At 69.3% G+C, this 19,373-nt stretch carries 15 protein-coding genes and 2 tRNA genes; 7 read left to right on the top strand and 10 right to left on the bottom strand.

Annotated features, from left to right (window positions below; all coding sequences use genetic code 11):
- The first annotated feature begins 3 nt into the window (after window positions 1-3).
- The 5 genes from DEJ16_RS06220 to pknB all read left to right on the top strand — a co-directional run bounded on the left by DEJ16_RS06220 (window position 4) and on the right by pknB (window position 7,953).
- The gene (locus DEJ16_RS06220) at window positions 4-1,371 is read left to right on the top strand and encodes a Stp1/IreP family PP2C-type Ser/Thr phosphatase (protein WP_110825758.1); all 1,368 of its coding nucleotides are present in this window, start codon (window positions 4-6) and stop codon (window positions 1,369-1,371) included.
- Window positions 1,368-2,807 (top strand): FtsW/RodA/SpoVE family cell cycle protein, encoded by a 1,440-nt coding sequence (locus tag DEJ16_RS06215; RefSeq protein ID WP_110825759.1) that lies wholly within the window; start codon window positions 1,368-1,370, stop codon window positions 2,805-2,807. Before DEJ16_RS06220 ends, DEJ16_RS06215 begins: the two co-directional genes overlap by 4 nt.
- A complete protein-coding gene (locus tag DEJ16_RS06210) occupies window positions 2,804-4,258 on the top strand; it encodes a penicillin-binding protein 2 (protein ID WP_110825760.1) in 1,455 nt (484 codons plus the stop codon). Before DEJ16_RS06215 ends, DEJ16_RS06210 begins: the two co-directional genes overlap by 4 nt.
- The gene (locus DEJ16_RS06205) at window positions 4,255-5,985 is read left to right on the top strand and encodes a serine/threonine-protein kinase (protein WP_110825761.1); all 1,731 of its coding nucleotides are present in this window, start codon (window positions 4,255-4,257) and stop codon (window positions 5,983-5,985) included. Before DEJ16_RS06210 ends, DEJ16_RS06205 begins: the two co-directional genes overlap by 4 nt.
- 150 nt (window positions 5,986-6,135) lie before the next feature.
- A complete protein-coding gene (gene pknB, locus DEJ16_RS06200) occupies window positions 6,136-7,953 on the top strand; it encodes a Stk1 family PASTA domain-containing Ser/Thr kinase (protein ID WP_258365842.1) in 1,818 nt (605 codons plus the stop codon).
- Between the two features lie 13 nt (window positions 7,954-7,966).
- Here pknB and DEJ16_RS06195 read toward each other — a convergent pair whose 3' ends face one another.
- Window positions 7,967-8,605, bottom strand: coding sequence for an aminodeoxychorismate/anthranilate synthase component II (locus tag DEJ16_RS06195; protein ID WP_110825763.1), 639 nt, complete (start codon window positions 8,603-8,605; stop codon window positions 7,967-7,969).
- An 81-nt stretch (window positions 8,606-8,686) separates the two neighbouring features.
- Here DEJ16_RS06195 and DEJ16_RS06190 point away from each other — a divergent pair, with 81 nt between their 5' ends.
- A complete protein-coding gene (locus DEJ16_RS06190; RefSeq protein ID WP_110825764.1) occupies window positions 8,687-8,941 on the top strand; it encodes a cell division protein CrgA in 255 nt (84 codons plus the stop codon).
- Window positions 8,942-9,311: 370 nt separating this feature from the next.
- Here the strand turns inward: DEJ16_RS06190 and DEJ16_RS06185 are convergent, their stop codons facing one another.
- Complete coding sequence (locus DEJ16_RS06185; protein ID WP_110825765.1) at window positions 9,312-10,163, bottom strand: rhomboid family intramembrane serine protease; 852 nt, start codon at window positions 10,161-10,163, stop codon at window positions 9,312-9,314.
- 5 nt (window positions 10,164-10,168) lie between these two features.
- Window positions 10,169-10,708, bottom strand: a complete 540-nt coding sequence (locus DEJ16_RS06180; RefSeq protein ID WP_110825766.1) for a peptidylprolyl isomerase — start codon at window positions 10,706-10,708, stop codon at window positions 10,169-10,171.
- A 114-nt stretch (window positions 10,709-10,822) separates the two neighbouring features.
- On the opposite strand from DEJ16_RS06180, the gene DEJ16_RS06175 reads away from it, so the two are divergent.
- Window positions 10,823-11,383: a hypothetical protein gene (locus tag DEJ16_RS06175; RefSeq protein ID WP_110825767.1), complete on the top strand. Its 561-nt coding sequence runs from the start codon at window positions 10,823-10,825 to the stop codon at window positions 11,381-11,383.
- A gap of 528 nt (window positions 11,384-11,911) precedes the next feature.
- On the opposite strand, the gene DEJ16_RS06170 is transcribed toward DEJ16_RS06175, so the two are convergent.
- The 7 genes from DEJ16_RS06170 to recF all read right to left on the bottom strand — a co-directional run bounded on the left by DEJ16_RS06170 (window position 11,912) and on the right by recF (window position 19,350).
- Window positions 11,912-11,984, bottom strand: a tRNA-Ala gene (locus tag DEJ16_RS06170).
- A 53-nt stretch (window positions 11,985-12,037) separates the two neighbouring features.
- Window positions 12,038-12,114: transfer RNA gene (locus tag DEJ16_RS06165), tRNA-Ile, on the bottom strand.
- Between the two features lie 73 nt (window positions 12,115-12,187).
- Window positions 12,188-12,595 (bottom strand): DUF3566 domain-containing protein, encoded by a 408-nt coding sequence (locus DEJ16_RS06160; protein ID WP_110825768.1) that lies wholly within the window; start codon window positions 12,593-12,595, stop codon window positions 12,188-12,190.
- Complete coding sequence (gyrA, locus tag DEJ16_RS06155) at window positions 12,588-15,272, bottom strand: DNA gyrase subunit A (protein ID WP_181419480.1); 2,685 nt, start codon at window positions 15,270-15,272, stop codon at window positions 12,588-12,590. Before gyrA ends, DEJ16_RS06160 begins: the two co-directional genes overlap by 8 nt.
- A 112-nt stretch (window positions 15,273-15,384) precedes the next feature.
- A complete protein-coding gene (gyrB, locus tag DEJ16_RS06150; RefSeq protein WP_110825769.1) occupies window positions 15,385-17,400 on the bottom strand; it encodes a DNA topoisomerase (ATP-hydrolyzing) subunit B in 2,016 nt (671 codons plus the stop codon).
- Between the two features lie 133 nt (window positions 17,401-17,533).
- On the bottom strand, window positions 17,534-18,034 hold the full coding sequence (locus DEJ16_RS06145) for a DUF721 domain-containing protein (RefSeq protein WP_110825770.1): 501 nt from the start codon (window positions 18,032-18,034) through the stop codon (window positions 17,534-17,536).
- On the bottom strand, window positions 18,034-19,350 hold the full coding sequence (gene recF, locus DEJ16_RS06140; RefSeq protein WP_110825771.1) for a DNA replication/repair protein RecF: 1,317 nt from the start codon (window positions 19,348-19,350) through the stop codon (window positions 18,034-18,036). Before recF ends, DEJ16_RS06145 begins: the two co-directional genes overlap by 1 nt.
- Between the last annotated feature and the right edge of the window lie 23 nt (window positions 19,351-19,373).

Below are 19,373 nucleotides of genomic sequence, written 5' to 3'. Positions count from 1 at the left end.
CGGATGCCGGCTCGCACGCTGAGCGCCGCTGTGTCCCACGTGGGGCGCATCCGCGCGAACAACCAGGACTCCGGTTACGCCGGGCAGCACCTGTTCGCGGTGGCCGACGGCATGGGCGGGCACGCCGGCGGTGACGTGGCATCGGCGATCGCGATCCGTCGCATCCGCGAGGTCGACCGCGAGTTCACCTCCGCGCACGACGCCGAGTTCGCCCTGCAGTCCGCCCTGATCGCCGCGAACCAGCTCATCACCGAGACCGTGTTCGAGCACCAGGAGCTCACCGGCATGGGCACCACGGTGAGCGCCATGATCCGCGTCGGCGACCAGCTCGCGATCGCGCACATCGGCGACTCACGGATCTACCGCTGGCGCGACGGCGAACTGCAGCAGATCACGTCCGACCACACCTTCGTGCAGCGGCTCGTCGACAGCGGTCGGATCACGCCCGAGGAAGCCGCCGTGCACCCTCGGCGCTCCGTGCTGATGCGCGTCCTCGGCGACGTCGACGCGGCGCCCGAGGTCGACACGGCGGTCATGGACATCCGCCCCGGCGACCGCTGGCTGCTCTGTTCCGACGGCCTGTCCTCGTACCTGGCCGAGGAGCGCATCCGGCACGCCCTCGCGTCCTCGATGGACGCGAACCAGGTGACGCAGCGCCTCGTCAAGGAGACGCTCGACCACGGCGCGCCCGACAACGTCACCGTCGTCGTGCTCGACGTCACCGACTCCGAGCCCGGCGAGGACGACGACGCGGCCACCACCGTCGGGTCCGCCGCGGCCCCGCTGACGTTCGAGGCGCCCACCGGCCGGAAGCCGATCCGCCTCCCCACGATCCTGCTGCACCCGCTCAAGGTCTCCACCGCCCCGGAGGACTCGCACTTCGAGCCCGAGTCGGACCAGTACTTCGCCGAGCTCATCGCCGAGGACCGTCGTCGCCGCATCCGCCGTCGCATCTCGTGGTCGGTCGCGCTCGTCGTGGCGGTCCTGGTCCTCGTCGGAGCGGTGTTCATCGGCTACCGCATCGTGCAGGACCACTACTACGTGGGCACCGACGGCGGCTCGGTCGCGATCTACAAGGGCGTCCAGCAGACCATCGGGCCGGTGTCCCTGTCCGAGGTCTACGAGGACACCGACATCGCGATCGCCGAACTCCCCGACTTCACGCGTGACAACGTCCGCTCCACGATCAACGCGACGTCCCTCGACGACGCCCGCGAGATCGTCGAGCGACTGCGCACGGCGGCCGAGACCGGCCAGGACCAGAGCGGCACCGGCGGCTCCGGCGACCGTCCGTCGTCCTCACCTTCGCCCGGCCCGTCGTCGACGCGTAGCCCGTCGCCGTCCCCCTCCCCGTCCAGGAGCGCACGATGAGCGCCACGACCGCACCGTCGCTGACCCAGGCGATCACGATCAAGCTCCGCGAGCCCGCGCGCGCCCGGAACCTCGAACTCGTGCTGCTCGTCATCGCGTGCGGCATCTGCGCCGGCGCGATGGTCCTGGTGCAGCTCGGCACGAAGGGCAGGGTCTTCGACACGTCGGTGTTGTGGACCGGTGCGGCGATCCTCGGGCTCGCCCTCGTGATGCACGTCGTGCTCCGGGTCGTCGCGAAGAACGCCGACCCCTTCGTCCTGCCGGTCGCGCTCGTGCTCAACGGCATCGGGATCGCCGAGATCTACCGGATCGACATCCACAACGGCGACACCGGGTGGGACGCGATCGGTGTCAAGCAGATCGTCTGGACCCTGCTCGCCATGGTGCTCGCCATCGCGACGCTGCTGCTCGTCCGGAACCACCGGTTCCTGCAGCGCTACCGCTACATTTTCATGCTGCTCACCATCGCGCTGCTCCTGCTGCCGATGCTGCCCGGGATCGGGACGAACATCGGCGGGGCCCGCGTCTGGATCCAGATCGGACCGTTCTCGTTCCAGCCCGGCGAGCTCGCGAAGATCACGATGGCCCTGTTCTTCGCCGGTTACCTGGTGACCGCGCGGGACAGCCTGTCGATCGTCGGCAAGAAGTTCCTCGGGATGACCTTCCCGCGGGCCCGTGACCTCGGCCCGATCCTCATCGTCTGGGGCGCCGCCATGAGCGTGCTGGTGTTCCAGCGCGACCTCGGCACGGCGCTGCTCTACTTCGGCCTGTTCCTCGTGATGATCTACGTCGCGACGGCGCGCCTCGGCTGGGTCGTCATCGGGCTCGGGCTGTTCATCGGCGGTGCCCTCGCAGCGGCGAGCGCCCTCGTGTACGTGCAGGGCCGGTTCGAGCAGTGGCTCGACCCGTTCGACCAGCAGATCTTCCTGCGGCAGACCCAGGGCAGCTACCAGCTCGTGCAGGGGCTCTTCGGCTTCGCGAACGGCGGCATCACGGGCACCGGCCTCGGCCAGGGCCGCCCGTACATCACGCCGGTCGCCAACGCCGACTACATCATCGCCTCCCTCGGCGAGGAGCTCGGGCTCATCGGGGTCTTCGCGATCCTCGGGCTCTTCGTGGTCCTCGTCTCCCGCGGCATCCGCGTCGGCTTCATGGCGCAGGACGACTTCGGCAAGCTGCTCGGGATCGGCTTCGGGTTCACGATCGCCCTGCAGGTCTTCGTGGTCGTCGGCGGCATCACCCGGATCATCCCGGTCACCGGCCTCACGACGCCGTTCATGGCGGCCGGTGGTTCGTCCCTCGTGGCGAACTGGATCATCGCGGCGATGCTGCTGCGGCTGACTGACTCCATCCCCGCCGAGCAGCGCATCCAGCAGGGTGCGGTCGCCGAGCGGGGCGACACCGGCCGCCGCCGACCCAGGAAGGAGCGCCGATGAACCGCCAACTCCGCGGCGTCTCGACCGTGATCGTGCTCATGTTCGTGGCCCTGTTCGTGTCGACGACGTCGATCCAGTTCTTCTCGGCGGACTCGCTCCGCGCGGACTCCAGGAACTCTCGAACCATCCTGGACAGTTACTCGACCAGGCGTGGTGCGATCCTGGTCGACGGCAAGCCCATCGCGCAGTCCACCGCGGTCGACGACCAGTACCAGTACCAGCGCGAGTACACCGACGGCGAGCTCTACTCCGCCGTCACCGGGCACTTCACGATCGGCCAGGGCAACACCGGCATCGAGAGCGCCGAGAACGCCGTCCTGTCGGGCAACTCCGACGAGTCCTTCTTCCAGAACCTCAACGCGATCCTGACCGGCCAGGACGTCCGGGGCGACAACGTCAACCTGACGATCGACCCGGACGTGCAGCGGGCCGCGTACGACGCCCTCGGCGCGAACACCGGCGCGGTCGTCGCGATCCAGCCGAAGACCGGCAAGATCCTCGCGATGGTGTCGAAGCCCGGGTACGACCCGAACACGCTGACGTCGCACGACACCGACGAGGTGATCGCGCGGTACCAGGCACTCGAGGCCGACGCGTCCAAGCCGCTGCAGAACCGTGCGATCGCCGGTGACCTGTACACCCCCGGGTCGGTCTTCAAGCTCGTCGTGGCCTCGGCCGCCCTGGCGAGCGGGGACTTCACCCTCGACTCGACGCTGCCGAACCCGTCGACCCTGACGCTCCCGGGCACGAGCTCGCGGATCAACAACGCCGAGGGCGGCAGCTGTGGTGGTGGCGACGAGGTGAAGCTGCGCGTCGCGATCCAGTACTCGTGCAACATCCCCTTCGCGGAACTCGGTCAGAAGCTCGGGTACGACACGATCAAGAAGACCGCCGACGCCTACGGGTTCGGCGACGTCATCGACATCCCGACCTCAGCTACACCGAGCCAGTACCCGGAGCCGGAGTCCACCGCGCAGCTGATGCTCAGCGCGTTCGGCCAGGCCAACGACCGGGTGACCCCGCTGCAGATGGCGATGGTGGCCTCCGGCATCGCGAACGGTGGTCGGGTGATGAAGCCGTCGCTCATCGAGTCGATCGAGACGAGCGACCTGAAGACCGTCGAGTCCTTCACCCCCCAGCAGTTCAGCGCTCCCCTGTCGTCCGGCCAGGCGGCCGACCTCACCGAGGCGATGCAGAGCGTCGTCGCCGCCGGGACGGGAACGAATGCGAAGATCGACGGGGTCGACGTCGCGGGCAAGACCGGCACCGCCGAGGGCGGCACGGGTGACCCGTACACACTCTGGTTCACGGGCTTCGCCCCGGCGAAGGACCCGGAGGTCGCGGTCGCCGTGGTCGTCGGGAACGGCGGCGGGCTCGGGCAGTCCGGGGTCGGCAACACGGTCGCGGCTCCCGTCGCGAAGAAAGTCATGGAGGCGGTGCTGAACAAATGAGACCCACCAGCGGACTCACCTTCGGTGGGCGGTACCAGCTCTCGTCCCGCGTCGCCATCGGCGGCATGGGAGAGGTGTGGCAGGCGACCGACCTGGTCATCGGTCGCACCGTCGCCCTGAAGATCCTCAAGGACGAGTACCTCGGCGACCCCGGGTTCCTCGAGCGGTTCCGCGCGGAGGCCCGGCACGCCGCACTCGTCAACCACGAGGGCATCGCCAACGTCTTCGACTACGGCGAGGAGGACGGCAGCGCCTACCTCGTGATGGAGCTCGTCCCGGGCGAGGCGCTCTCCACGATGATCGAGCGGGAGCACACCCTCCCGGTGGACAAGGTCCTCGACATCGTCGCGCAGACGGCGAACGCGCTGCAGGCCGCGCACGCGGTCGGACTGGTGCACCGCGACATCAAGCCGGGGAACCTGCTCATCACCCCGGACGGCCGCGTGAAGATCACCGACTTCGGGATCGCCCGCATCGCGGACCAGGTCCCGCTGACGGCCACGGGCCAGGTCATGGGCACGGTCCAGTACCTCTCGCCCGAGCAGGCGAGCGGTCACCCCGCCTCCCCCTCGACGGACATCTACTCCCTCGGCATCGTCGCGTACGAGTGCCTGGCCGGACGCCGACCCTTCACGGGCGAGTCGCAGGTCGCGATCGCGATGGCGCACATCAACGAGCAGCCGCCGGCGCTCCCGGGCACGGTCCCGGAGCCGGTGGCGGCACTCGTGATGTCCTGCATCGCGAAGAAGCCCGCCGACCGTCCGGCCACGGCCGCGAACCTCGCGCGCGCCGCCCAGGCCCTCCGTCGCGGTGACGTCGCCGCGGCGACCGTGGCCGTGCCCGCCCTCGCCGGCGCCGGGACCGTCGCCTTCAACCCACCCGCCGGGAACGACGACGCCACGGCCCTGATCGGCACCCAGCCGAACGCCCCCGTGGTCGGCGGCGCCCCTCGGACGCCCGTCGGGCCGGAGGACGAGGACGACGAGCGGAAGAGCCGCGCCTGGATCTGGTGGGTCATCGCGGCCGTGGTCGTCGCGGCACTCGTCATCGGCGGTGTCGTGTTCGCGAACCGGGACCAGGACGCCGGTCCCGATCCCGACCCGGCCCCGTCATCGGCGCCCAGCCGGACGAGGACACCCAGCCAGGAACCGACCACGGCACCCCAGCCGACCGTGGTGCGGACGACGATCAACCCCGGCGACTACGTCGGACGTCCGACCGCCGAGGTCCGCTCGGAGCTCCAGGGGCTCGGCTTCGACGTGCAGGTGCAGGACGGCGACCCGGCCGCCGCCGCCGAGCAGGCGAACACCGTGCAGTCGATCAGCCCCACCGGGAGCCTCGCCGAGGGCGCGCTCGTGACCCTGCGGGAGTACACCGCACCGCCGTCGGTCAACAAGCCGAACACGCCGAGCGCGGGCGCTGTCTCGGCCACCGGCGCCGTGACGTTCAGCTGGTCCACCGCGACCTGCCCGACCGGGTACACCGTCTCGAAGTACTCCTGGACGGTCTCGGGCGGCAAGGACGGGTCCGGCGCGACGAGCGGCGACACGTCGGAGACGTCCGTCGACATCCAGGCCGACCAGCCCGGCAACGACGTGACGCTGTCGTACACGGTCACCTGTGGCAACCTCGCCGCGTCCAGCAGCTCGGACCCGGCGACGGCCACGTGGGTGCAGCCGCAGGAGCCGACCGACGCGCCGACGCCGACGGCGACGCCGCAGGACTGACGCGACGGAAGAGCCGTTCCGAGGCCCCGACACGATCCGTGTCGGGGCCTCGCCACGTTCCGGTAACGGTTGACTCCGGGAGGCCGCCGGCCAGGGTCTCACCAGAAACCCCTGCCGTACACTTGCCCGGACGGACATTCGGAGGAGTACGTGCCAGAAGGTGTGACCGCGGGGATCACGCTCCTCGCCAACCGCTACGAGATCGGTGAGGTCATCGGTCGAGGGGGCATGGCCACCGTCCACGTCGGGACCGACACTCGACTGGGTCGGCGGGTCGCCGTGAAGCTGCTCAAGCCGAGCCTGGCCAACGACCCGGCCTTCCGCACGCGGTTCCGGCAGGAGGCCCAGGCGGCTGCCCGCATGGCGCACCCGACCATCGTCCGCGTCTACGACGCCGGCGAGGAGACCGTCCGCGAGTCCACGGGCTCGGAGGTGCAGGTCCCCTTCATCGTCATGGAGTTCGTCGAGGGGCGTCCGCTCAGCGAGATCGTGGCCGAGGGTCCGGTCGTGCAGGAGGAAGCGGCCCGCATCGTCGAGGGCATCCTGACCGCCCTCGAGTTCTCGCACCGGGCCGGCGTCGTCCACCGGGACATCAAGCCCGCGAACGTGATGATCACGCACTCCGGCCAGGTGAAGGTGATGGACTTCGGCATCGCCCGCGCCATCACGGACACGTCGGCCACGGTGGCGCAGACCACGTCGATCCTCGGCACCGCGTCGTACTTCTCACCGGAACAAGCGCGCGGCGAGCTCGTCGACGCCCGGACGGACCTCTACTCGACCGGCATCGTGCTGTTCGAGCTCCTGACCGGCCGGCCGCCGTTCCTCGGGGCCTCACCGGTCGCGGTCGCGTACCAGCACGTCAGCGAGCAGCCGGTCGCGCCGTCGACCATCACGACCACCGTGTCACCGGCGCTCGATGCCGTCACACTGCACGCCCTCGTGAAGGACCGCACCCGACGCTTCCAGAACGCGGCGGAGTTCCGTCGCGACCTGCAGCAGGCGGCCGCTGGTCACGTGCCCACCTCGTCGAAGAAGCTCGCCGCGGCCGCGGCCGACGACGCCTCCCTGCTGTTCGGGGTCAACCCGCGAGCGGCGGCCACCGCCGACGTGGCGTTCCGTGAGCTCGACGAGACGCAGGAACGGCCGCCCCAGCGCACCCAGAACCGCCCGCCGGTGGCGTGGATCTGGCTCGGCATCCTCCTGACGATCGCCGTCATCGCAGCGGTCGCGTACTTCGTCGTGAACCTCGAGCCGGGCAAGCCCCCGGTCAGCTCCTCGATCAAGGTGCCGTCCGTCGCCGGGCAGACCTACAAGGACGCGCGCCAACGACTCCTCACGCGCGGGTTGACACCGGTGGGTGTCGGGGAGTCCTCCGACGACGTCCCCAAGAACGACGTCATCCGGTCGGAGCCCGGATCGGGGACGTCGGTCGCCCGCAAGCAGGAGGTCCGCGTCGTGTACTCGACCGGCCCCGAGGAGGTCACCGTCCCGGACGTCGGCTCGGCCGCGCAGGACGCCGCGACGGAGCAGCTCGAGGACGCCGGGTTCGTGGTCGGTGCCGTCACCTCCGACTACTCGGCCACGATCCCCGAAGGCACCGTCATGAGCACGGACCCGGCTTCCGGCGGCACGCTCCCGAAGGGCTCGGTCATCGACCTGGTCGTGTCGAACGGCAAGGTCCAGCTCCCCGACGTGACCCAGCAGCCGTTCACCACGGCCGACTCGACCCTGCGCGGCCTCGGCCTCACGGTGCAGGGGTCGCCCACGAACGTCTGCGCGGGCAACACCGTCACGCAGCAGAGCGTCCCGCGCGGCGACGTCCCACAGGGCAGCACGGTCGTCCTGACGTACTGCGCGGCGTCCGTCCAGCCCACCCGTCGGCCGGACGTACCCGCGGCACCGTCGGGCGGGGACGACGGTGGGAACGGCGCCGGGTTCCAGGGCGACGACGACGGGGACGACTGACCGCCCGGTCTGACTAGCGGCCCGTGATGAGCGGTCCGAGCCCGGCTGCACGCTCCGCTGCGCCGCCGAGGCCGGTCGTCTCGAGCCAGTTGCCCACCATGCGGTAGCCGCCCTCGGTGAGCACCGACTCCGGGTGGAACTGCACGCCGTACACCGGGGCGCCGCGGTGCTGCACGCCCATGATGACGCCGCCGGCGGTCCGTGCCGTCACGGTCAACTCGTCCGGGACGGTGCCGTCGACGATGGCCAGCGAGTGGTACCGAGTCGCGGTGAAGGGGTGCGGGACACCCGAGAACAGCACGCTGTCGTCGTGGTCCACCTGCGAGGTCTTGCCGTGCATGAGCTCCTCGGCGTGGGTGACGGTCGCTCCGAGCGCCTCCGCGATGGCCTGGTGCCCGAGGCACACGCCGAGCAGGGGCTTGTCGGCGGCGATGGCCGCACGGACGGTCGGGATCGAGACGCCCGCGTCCGCCGGGGTGCCAGGGCCGGGCGACAGCAGGACGCCGTCGTACTCGGCGATCCGGTCCGCGATCTCGTCCTCCGGGAAGGCGTCGTTGCGCACCACGTCGGTGTCGGCACCGAGCTGCTGGACGTAGCCGTTGAGGGTGTACACGAAGCTGTCGTAGTTGTCGACGACGAGGATCTTGGTCATGGGCCGTTCACCGTACTCGTGGGGGATGTGAGCAGCCTCCGTCGGCCCGCGCTCACGCCTGGTGACGGTAGGATACCGGCCATGGCCATGGACAAGGACCGCACCAAGCCCGCCCGGACGACCCGAGCCGACTCGGTGGACACCGCGGGGGACCAGCCCAACCCCGTGTGGTTCAAGCCGGTCATGTTCGGCTTCATGCTCATCGGCCTCGCGTGGGTGATCGTCTTCTACGTCTCCGGCGGCACGCTCCCGGTCCCGACGCTGAACTCCTGGAACATCCTCATCGGCTTCGGCATCATGTTCGTCGGCTTCCTGATGACCACGCGGTGGCGCTGAGCGCCACTGCCCGATCGACGCCCGTCGCACCCGCTGGTGCGGCGGGCGTCGTCGTTTCTCCACAAGCTCGTCGCTCTTCACGCGCCGGACGGGAGGCTCGGCAGTGCTTCTCCACAGATCAGCCGGTTCTCCACACATCGCTCCACACCCCCGTCAGGGAGTTGTCCACAGCCTCTTCCACAGTGGGGATAATCACACCGCTGTAACTCACTGGTTTGTCCACACCTGTGGAGAAGTCCTGCGGATGGTGTGGACAACCGCGGCATCCCGTCCCTCCGCAGAAGTGCGCCGGGCAGGACAGCCGGCAGCGAACGTGAGAACGCCCCGTCGCTGAGGCGACGGGGCGTTCTCGAGATGGTGCCGAGCTGTCTCAGGCGGAGGTGAGTGCGTACCCGACGAAGCAGAGCGCGATGGCGACCACGGCCTCCAGGCCGAGCAGGGTGGCCTGCAGCCCACGCTGGCGCACGTTCCGCGTCCGCGCGAAGACGAACCCGGTGACGAAGCCCGCCAGGACGCCGCCGACGTGCGCCTGCCAGGAGATGTTGGTCCCGGGCAGGAACCCGATCACCAGGTTCAGGCCGATGATCACGAGCAACTGGACCGCGTTGTTGCCCAGGCTGCGCTGCAGGACGAAGAACGCCGCGAACAGTCCGAAGACGGCGCCCGACGCCCCGACCACCCAGGTGCCGGGAGCCAGGAACGTCACGAGCATCGACCCGGCGATCCCGGAGATGACGTACAGCGCCAGGAACCGCCACGTGCCGAGCATGTTCTCGAGCATCCGTCCGAAGATGAACAGCGCCCACATGTTGAACAGGATGTGGAAGACACCCGAGTGCACGAACAGCACAGTGACGATGCGCCACGGCTGCGTCGGCAGGAGCGCCGAGTTGTACGCGAGCCACTGCGCCAGGAAGCCCCCGGACAGCCGGTCGAGCAACCAGACGACCACCGAGACGGCGATCAGGACGACCGTCGCCTTCTGGTCGAGCATCGCGAAGCGGCGCCGCGCGACGGTCAGGCTGCTCGGGCCGGAAGCCCGACGGTTCTCCGTGAACTTCGCCCGCTGCTCACGGACGCACTCGGGGCAGTGCACCCCGACCGCCGCCGGCGTCTGGCACTCCGGGCAGATGGTCCGCCCGCAGCGCTGGCAGAGCACGAAGCTCTGCCGATCGGGATGCCGGTAGCAGGTGTTCGACGACGCCGAGGTGGGATCGGTCACTCGGGTCAGACGTCCTCGACGTCGATGCTCTGGATGACGACGTCCTCGACCGGCTTGTCGCGGCCGTCCGTCTGGACGCCCTCGATCGTGTCGACGACCGCGCGGGACTCGTCGTCCGCGACCTCGCCGAAGATGGTGTGCTTGCCCTGGAGCCACGGGGTCGCCACCGTGGTGATGAAGAACTGCGAACCGTTGGTGCCACGGCCGCCCTGGATGCCGGCGTTCGCCATGGCGAAGATGTAGGGGTTCTGGAACGTGAGCTCGGGGGAGATCTCGTCGTCGAAGCGGTACCCGGGGCCACCGATGCCCTGGCCGAGCGGGTCGCCGCCCTGGATCATGAAGTCCTTGATGATGCGGTGGAAGACGACACCGTCGTAGAGCTTGTCGGTCGACACCTTGCCGGTGCCGGGGTGTGTCCACTCCTGCGTACCGGTCGCGAGACCGACGAAGTTCTGGACGGTCTTCGGTGCGTGGTTGCCGAAGAGGTTGACGCGGATGTCGCCCTTGTTGGTGTGGATCGTTGCGACAGCGGTGTGCAGAGACATGACCCGATTCTCGCATGTGCCGCTGGATGTGCACGGGACGCACAGCCGGTGATCTGTGACCTGTCAGGCGTCCTGGTGGCAGGATGGGGGCACGTCGACCCATGGAGGTACCGAATGTCGATCGAGATCCCGCGCAAGCGTCGGAAGCAGATCAAGAAGCTCAAGGGCAAGACCGCCACGCTCCTCGGTGAGCAGCGGAAGGTCCTGGAGCACGCGAACGCGATCCTGGCCGAAGCTCGTGGCCACGCCGCAGATGCTGCCCGGAAGGACCTCGCTCCCCGCGTCCAGAACGCCATCGACAACGGGCTCCGTCCCGCGGTGGCCACCGGTGTGCACGCCGCGACCTCTGCAGCGCAGAGTGCCTCGCACCGGTTCCAGTCGGAGGTCGTGCCCGGCCTCATCTCGACCGCGGGCTCCGTGCTCAGCGTCGGCGACCTGGCGAAGGACCCGCGCGTGCAGAAGATCGTGCAGGAAGCACAGAAGCGCGGCGGGAAGTTCCTCAAGCAGGCTCCCGTCCCGCAGAAGAAGGGCATCGGGTTCGGTGGGGTCGCCCTCATCGTCGTCGGTGTCGTCGCGGTCGCGGGCGCTGCCTACGCCGCGTACCAGACGCTCCGTGCGGACGACGACCTCTGGGTTGCCGACGATGCGGACAACGCGGGCAAGCCCGCCGCCTGACCTCCTGGTTCGTTCGAAGGGCCCCGGCACTGCGCCGGGGCCCTTCGTCGTTCCCGGAGGCCCGGGCGCCCTGCGCCGTCCGGTCCCTGCCCCACCCCGACCCGGCCCGAGGTCGCACGACTCGCCGCCGCCCCAACGTCGAGGTTCCACAATTAGCGCACCTCGAGCGCCGAGAGCAGCACATTTCGGAACCTCGACGGACAGCGCGCGGCACGTCGTGCAACCTCGCTGCGACCGCCGAGGTGACCCCGCGAGGACCGATGCCCGAGCGAGCACGGCCACATCAGAGCACCCTGACCCGCGTCATGTCGGAGCTCGAGGTCCCGCAGCACGCCGTGACCCGATCGTGGAGGTTCCACAATTCGCGCATCTCGAGCGCCGAGAGCAGCACATTGCGGAACCTCGACGGACAGCGCGCGGCGCGGCGCGGCGCGGCACGGCAGGACGCAGGAGCAGCGGCGCCGATCGGCACGACGACCGACCGCGGCGGAGCGAGGGACGAGCGGAGCAGAGCTCACGCAGAGGGAGTGGAGCCTAGGAGATTCGAACTCCTGACATCTGCCTTGCAAAGGCAGCGCTCTACCAACTGAGCTAAGGCCCCGGAGCGACCAGACCGGTCGCGACGTCGAGACTTCCGACGCGGGAGTTGAGTTGTGGTGGGGCTACAAGGACTTGAACCTTGGACCTCTTCGTTATCAGCGAAGCGCTCTAACCGCCTGAGCTATAGCCCCTCAGACCGGATGAAAGCCTACCCCACGATCACGCTGGAGCGAAATCGAGGCGTTGGGCGCCACCCGGACCGGGTCAGTTGTTGGTGAAGCCCACGAGCACGCCGCCCGTGATCCGCACGCTGAGGTTGTACAGGACGCTGACGATCGCGCCGAGCACGGTCCCGACCACGACGTTGAGGATGCCGACGACGACCGAGAAGCCGAGGACCTGGCCCAGCGAGAACTGGTCCATGATCGAGTAGCTGTTCTGCCCCGTGACGTCCTTCAGCAGGCTGTCGATCTGCTCGAACACCCCGGTCTGGTTCAGGATGATCCACACCAGCGCCGTGGCCACGACGATCACGATCGAGCCGGCCAGGGCGATGAGGAAGGAGAGCTTCACCATCGACCAGAAGTCGACGTAGACCAGACGGAGTCGCACCTGACGAGTGCCGACGGGCCGCTTCGCCTTCCGCTGGAGCTTCTCGGCGACACTACTCATTGCTTGACTCGTCCTCTCCGGCCTCGGCAGGCTCGGCGTCGGTGGGCAGTGCGTCCGCGGAGACTTCCTCCACGAGCTCTGCGTCGGCGGCGTCGGCGACCGCGTCGTCCGGGCTGACGGTCTCGACCGGGCCGGCGGGCTCGATCTCGGCGTCCTCCTGGTCGTCCAGGTTCCGCTCACTGTTCCGGGCCACGGCGATGATCCGGTCGTTCTCCGCGAACCTCGCGAAGACGACCCCCATCGTGTCGCGTCCCTTGGCGGGGACCTCGGCCACGGCAGACCTTACCACCTTGCCCGATTGCAGCACGACGAGCACCTCGTCGTCCGCACCGACGATGAGCGCGCCGACCAGGTCGCCGCGATCGGCCGCCAGACGGGCGACCTTGATGCCGAGTCCGCCGCGTCCCTGGATGCGGTACTGGTCGACGGACGTGCGCTTGGCGTAGCCGCCCTCGGTCATCACCCAGACGAAACCGTCGTCCGAGACGACCGAGGCCGAGAGCAGGGTGTCGTCGCCGCGGAAGGACATGCCCTTCACGCCGGACGTCGACCGGCCCATCGGCCGGAGTGCGTCGTTCGTGGCGGTGAAGCGGAGCGACATGCCGTGCCGGGACACGAGCAGCAGGTCGTCGTGCTCGTCGACGAGGAGCGCCGAGCGGAGCTTGTCGCCCTCGCGCAGGTTGATCGCGATGATGCCGCCGGTGCGGTTCGTGTCGTACTCGGTGAGCGCGGTCTTCTTCACGAGACCCTGCTCGGTGGCGAGGACGAGGTACTGCGCCGCCTCGTAGTCGCGGATGTCGAGCACCTGCTGGATCTGCTCGTCCGGCTGCATGGCGAGGAGGTTCGCCGAGTGCTGGCCCTTGGCGTCCCGCCCGGCCTCCTGCAGCTCGTACGCCTTCGCCCGGTAGACGCGACCCTGGTCGGTGAGGAACAGCAACCAGTGGTGGGTCGTCGTGACGAAGAAGTGCTCGACGACGTCGTCCGCGCGGAGCTGGGCGCCGCGGACACCACGGCCACCGCGGTGCTGCGAGCGGTACTGGTCGCTCCGCGTGCGCTTGACGTACCCGCCGCGGGTGATGGTGACGACGACCTCTTCCTCGGGGATCAGGTCTTCCATGCTCATGTCGCCGTCGAAGCCGAGCATGATCTCGGTCCGACGGTCGTCACCGAAGCGGTCGACGATCTCGGTGAGTTCGTCGATGATGATCGAGCGCTGGCGCTCCGGGCGGGCGAGGATGTCCTCGAAGTCGGCGATCTTGAGCTCGAGCGCCTCGGCCTCCTCGTGGATCTTCTGACGCTCGAGTGCGGCCAGACGACGCAGCTGGAGTTCGAGGATCGCGCGGGCCTGGATCTCGTCGACGGACAGCAGCTCCATCAGGCCGTTGCGGGCCTCCTCGACGTCTGGCGACCGACGGATGAGGGCGATGACCTCGTCGAGGGCATCGAGCGCCGCGAGGTACCCGCGCAGGATGTGCGCTCGCTTCTCGGCCTCGCGCAGGCGGAACCGGGTCCGCCGGACGATGACCTCGATCTGGTGGTCGACCCAGGCGGAGATGAACCCGTCGAGCGCCAATGTGCGGGGCACGCCGTCGACGATCGCGAGCATGTTCGCGCCGAAGTTCTCCTGCAGCTGCGTGTGCTTGTACAGGTTGTTGAGCACGACCTTGGCGACCGCGTCACGCTTCAGCACGATGACCAGGCGCTGCCCGGTGCGGCCGGAGGTCTCGTCACGGATGTCGGCGACGCCGGCGAGACGGCCGTCCTTGACGAGCTCGGCGATCTTGATCGCGAGGTTGTCGGGGTTGACCTGGTACGGCAGTTTGGTGACGACGAGGCAGGTGCGGCCCTGGATCTCCTCGACGTTGACGACCGCCCGCATCGTGATCGATCCGCGACCGGTCCGGTAGGCGTCGACGATGCCCCGGGTGCCGAGGATCTGCGCGCCGGTCGGGAAGTCGGGACCCTTGATGCGCTGCATGAGCGCCTCGAGGAGTTCCTCGCGCGAGGCGTCCGGGTGCTCGAGCGCCCACACCGCGCCGGCGGCGACCTCGCGCAGGTTGTGCGGCGGGATGTTCGTGGCCATACCGACCGCGATGCCGACCGAGCCGTTGACGAGCAGGTTCGGGAAGCGCGACGGCAGGATGGACGGCTCCTGCGTGCGACCGTCGTAGTTGTCCTGGAAGTCGACGGTCTCTTCCTCGATGTCCCGCACCATCTCGAGCGCGAGCGGGGCCATCTTGGTCTCGGTGTACCGCGGGGCCGCGGCGCCGTCGTTGCCCGGGGACCCGAAGTTGCCCTGACCGAGCGCGAGCGGGTACCGGAGCGACCACGGCTGCACCAGTCGGACGAGTGCGTCGTAGATGGCGCTGTCACCGTGCGGGTGGAACTGGCCCATCACGTCGCCGACCACGCGCGAGCACTTCGAGAAGGCCCGGTCCGGTCGGTAACCACCGTCGTACATCGCGTAGATCACGCGGCGGTGAACGGGCTTCAGGCCGTCGCGGACCTCCGGCAGGGCGCGTCCGACGATGACGGACATCGCGTAGTCGAGGTACGAGCGCTGCATCTCGAGCTGCAGGTCCACCTGCGAGATGCGGTCACCGGAGACGACGATGTCCCCGCTCGAGCCGTGCACGATCTCGGGCTCGTCGGCGCCGTTCTCGTTGTCGTCAGCCATGTGCTTGCGTTGCCTTCCTTGACAGCCTGGAGGCTCGTCGTCCGTTGGTCACGCCGGGCGCGACCACGAGGTGTCGGGACGGGTCGACGCGGCGTCCGCCGCGTCTCCCGGCCTAGATGTCCAAGAAGCGGACGTCCTTCGCGTTCTGCTGGATGAACTGGCGACGGGACTCGACGTCCTCGCCCATCAGCGTCGCGAAGACGCTGTCCACCGCGGCGGCGTCCTCGAGCGTGACCTGCAGGAGCGTGCGGGTGTCCGGGTTCATCGTGGTGTCCCAGAGCTCCTTGTAGTCCATCTCGCCGAGGCCCTTGTAGCGCTGGATCCCGTTGTCCTTCGGGATGCGCTTGCCTGCGGCGATGCCGGACTGCAGCATCGCGTCGCGCTCCCGGTCGCTGAACACGTACTGGTCCGCGGCGTTCGACCACTTCAGGCGGTACAGCGGCGGCTGCGCGAGGTACACGTAGCCGCGCTCGATGAGCGGACGCATGTAGCGGAAGAGGAGCGTGAGCAGCAGCGTGGTGATGTGCTGGCCGTCGACGTCGGCATCGGCCATCAGCACGATCTTGTGGTACCGGGCCTTGTCCGGGTCGAAGTCCTCGCCGATGCCGGCACCGAACGCCGTGATCATCGACTGGATCTCCTGGTTGGCGAGGGCTCGGTCCAGGCGGGCCTTCTCGACGTTGAGGATCTTGCCGCGCAGCGGCAGGATCGCCTGCGTCATCGGGTTCCGACCCTGCACGGCGGAACCGCCGGCGGAGTCACCCTCGACCATGAAGATCTCCGACAGCGTCGGGTCCTTCGACTGGCAGTCCTTGAGCTTGCCCGGCATGCCGCCGGACTCCAAGAGGCCCTTGCGGCGGGTGGTCTCGCGGGCCTTGCGGGCGGCGAGACGCGCCTGGGAGGCCTGGATCGCCTTGCGGACCACGTCGCGCGCCTGCGACGGGTTGCTCTCGAACCAGTGCACGAGTTCCGTGCCGACCACGCGCTGGACGAAGGACTTCGCCTCGGTGTTGCCGAGCTTGGTCTTCGTCTGGCCCTCGAACTGCGGTTCGCCGAGCTTCACGGAGATGACGGCGGTCAGGCCCTCGCGGATGTCGTCACCCGTGAGGTTGTCGTCCTTCTCCTTGATGATCTTCGTCTCGCGCGCGTAGCGGTTCACGAGGGTCGTCAGCGCAGCGCGGAAGCCCTCCTCGTGCGTGCCGCCCTCGTGCGTGTTGATCGTGTTCGCGAAGGTGTGGACGCTCTCCTGGTACGAGGTGTTCCACTGCATCGCGACCTCGAGCGCGATCTTGCGCTCCGGGTCCTCGGCCTCGAACCCGATGACGTCGGGGTGCACGAGGTCGGCCTTCTTCTGCGCGTTGAGGTACTCGACGTAGTCGGCGAGACCGCGCTCGTAGCGGAAGGAGTCCTTGCGCGCCTCTTCGCCCTCGGCCGGCGTCCGCTCGTCCACGAGGGTGATGCGCAGGCCCTTGTTGAGGAAGGCCATCTGCTGGAACCGGGTACGGAGGGTCTCGTAGTCGAACTCCACCGACTCGAAGATCTCGGCGTTCGGCCAGAACGTGATGGTCGTGCCCGTCACGTCGGAGGCCTCGTCCTGCGAGAGCGGCGCGACCGGCACCCCGTCCGTGTAGCTCTGCCGCCAGACGTGGCCCTGCCGACGGACCTCGACGTCGAGTTCGCTGGACAGGGCGTTGACGACGGAGGACCCGACACCGTGCAGCCCACCGGAGACGGCGTACCCGCCACCGCCGAACTTGCCGCCGGCGTGCAGGACGGTCAGGACGAGCTGGACGGTCGAGATGCCCTCGTTGGGGTGGATGTCGACCGGGATGCCACGGCCGTTGTCGACCACGCGGACGCCACCGTCTTCGCGGATGGTGACGTCGATCGTGTCGCAGTACCCGGCCAGGGCTTCGTCGACGGAGTTGTCGACGATCTCCTGCACCAGGTGGTGGAGACCACGCGGACCGGTCGACCCGATGTACATGCCCGGGCGCTTCCGGACGGCCTCGAGCCCCTCGAGCACCTGGATCTGGTCTGCGCCGTACGATGGTTCGCTCTGCGGGGCCTGCGGCTGGGCCTCGTCGTTCTGCGGGTCTCGCTGGTCGTCGTCAGATTCAGATGTCATGTCGGGAGTGCTCCTGCCTGCGCGCGGAACACCCGCACACTGCACGTCCCAGTCTACCGCAGGGAGGGCTCCGTCCGGGGGCCGTACGCCTCGCAGAGCGACGAATCTCAGACGGATGGATGATTTCGTCTGGTCAGCCGTAGGTATCGCGGGGGCCGCGCCCCTGGACCGACCTGAGGCCGCGTTTCCATGTGGGGGCGTCCGGGCCGGAAACCCGGATCGACTCGACGCCCGCCGCGGGGTACCGCTGGGCGATGGTCGTCGTGACGGTCCCGCGCATGAGTCGGAGTTGCGTCGCCCACGCCGTCGAGTCGCACCGGATGACGAGTGCACCGTCCTCGATCGTCACCGGCGTGGAGTGCTTCGCGAGCTCGTCACCGACGACGCTCGGCCAGTCGACGAACAGTTCCGAGCGGGCCAGTGGCTCCGTCCATCCGAGCTCGGCGGTCAGCGCACCCATCACGTCGCCGAGGCCGGTGGGCTCCCGTCCCTTCCCGTACGGCACCGAGTCCGGGTCCTGTCCGGCGGCCCGGCGCCGACGCGCGTCGACCCCCCGCTTCGACGGGTCGCCGAACACGGCCTTGAAGTGCTGGTACACCCGCGAGGGCTCGGCCGGTCTCCAGGGCTTCGGCATCAGGGTGCCGTCCGGTCCACGGCGTCGGCCGACCGGGCGGGGTCGGCCGGAGAGGGATCGGCCGGGGCGGGTTCGGCCGGAGCGGCGTCGGCCGGAGCGGCGTCGGTCGCCTCCGGCACCTCCGGACGGGAGGCCCGACCCGCGTCGTCCGCGTCCCGCACGATCGCGCCCGCTTCGATCCGCACGGTGTGTGCCGCGAGCTGACCGGGCACGTCGCCGTGCACGGCGGCCGTGATGAGCACCTGCTCGTAGTCGGCGACCGCCCCGGCCAGGCGCTCCCGCCGTGACTCGTCGAGCTCCGCGAACACGTCGTCGAGGATGATGATCGGGTCGCCGAGGGATGACTCGGCACGCAGGATCGTCGCCGACGCCAGCTGCACCGCGAGCGCGAACGACCAGGACTCCCCGTGGCTGGCGTACCCGCGGGCCGGTAACCCGTTCAGCTCGAAGAGCACGTCGTCCCGATGGGGTCCGGTGAGCGTCAGGCCGCGGTCCAGTTCGTCCCGCCGACGGCGCTCGAGCGCCACGCGGAACGCCTCTGCCGCGGACGCGGTCGTGACCGGTTCCTCGGGCGTCCCGAGGACCGGGTCGGTGGCCGCCGCGTCCTCCGGATCAGCACCCCGCACGCTGAGGACACCGGCGATCGACGCCTGGTGCCGCTCGCCCGCGACCGTCGCGTAGGACTCGGTGACGAACGGGGCGAGCCGCCGGGTGAGGTGGTCGCGGGCGGCGATGATCTCGGCGCCGAACGCCACGAGCCGGTCGTCCCAGACGTCGAGCGTCGAGAGCGCCCCGGCCTTCGCCCCGGTCGTGCGGGCCGACTTCAGCAGGGTGTTCCGCTGGCGGAGCGTGCGGTCGTAGTCGGCGAGCACGCCCTGCATGCGCGGGGCGATCTGGACGAGGAGCTCGTCGATCATCCGCCGGCGCCCCGACGGCTCGCCGCGGACGAGTGCCAGGTCCTCGGGGGCGAAGAGCACGCTGGTGCAGTAGCGCGGGAGCTCGCGGGGCTTGATCGCGGACCGGTTCACCTGCGCCCGGTTCGACCCCGTCCGGTTGATCTGCACCTCGGCGAGGATGCTGCGGTCCTCGTGCGCGACCCGTGCCCGGACGATCGCCGAGTCACATCCCTGTCGCACGAGCGCCGCGTCGGTGGGGACGCGGTGCGACCCGAGGGTCGAGAGGTACCCGATCGACTCGACCAGGTTCGTCTTGCCCTGGCCGTTCCGACCGACGAACAGGTTCGGCCCGCGTGCGAAGTCGACGTCCGCCTCCCGGTAGTTCCGGAAGTCGGAGAGTTGCAGATGGTCGACGTGCACGCGGGCCGAAACGGGTCGAGGGG

This window comes from Curtobacterium sp. MCJR17_055 (assembly GCF_003224335.1).
Taxonomy (GTDB): domain Bacteria; phylum Actinomycetota; class Actinomycetes; order Actinomycetales; family Microbacteriaceae; genus Curtobacterium.
Note: the sequence above shows the minus strand (reverse complement) of the source record. Positions and strands in the feature narration are given on the sequence as shown.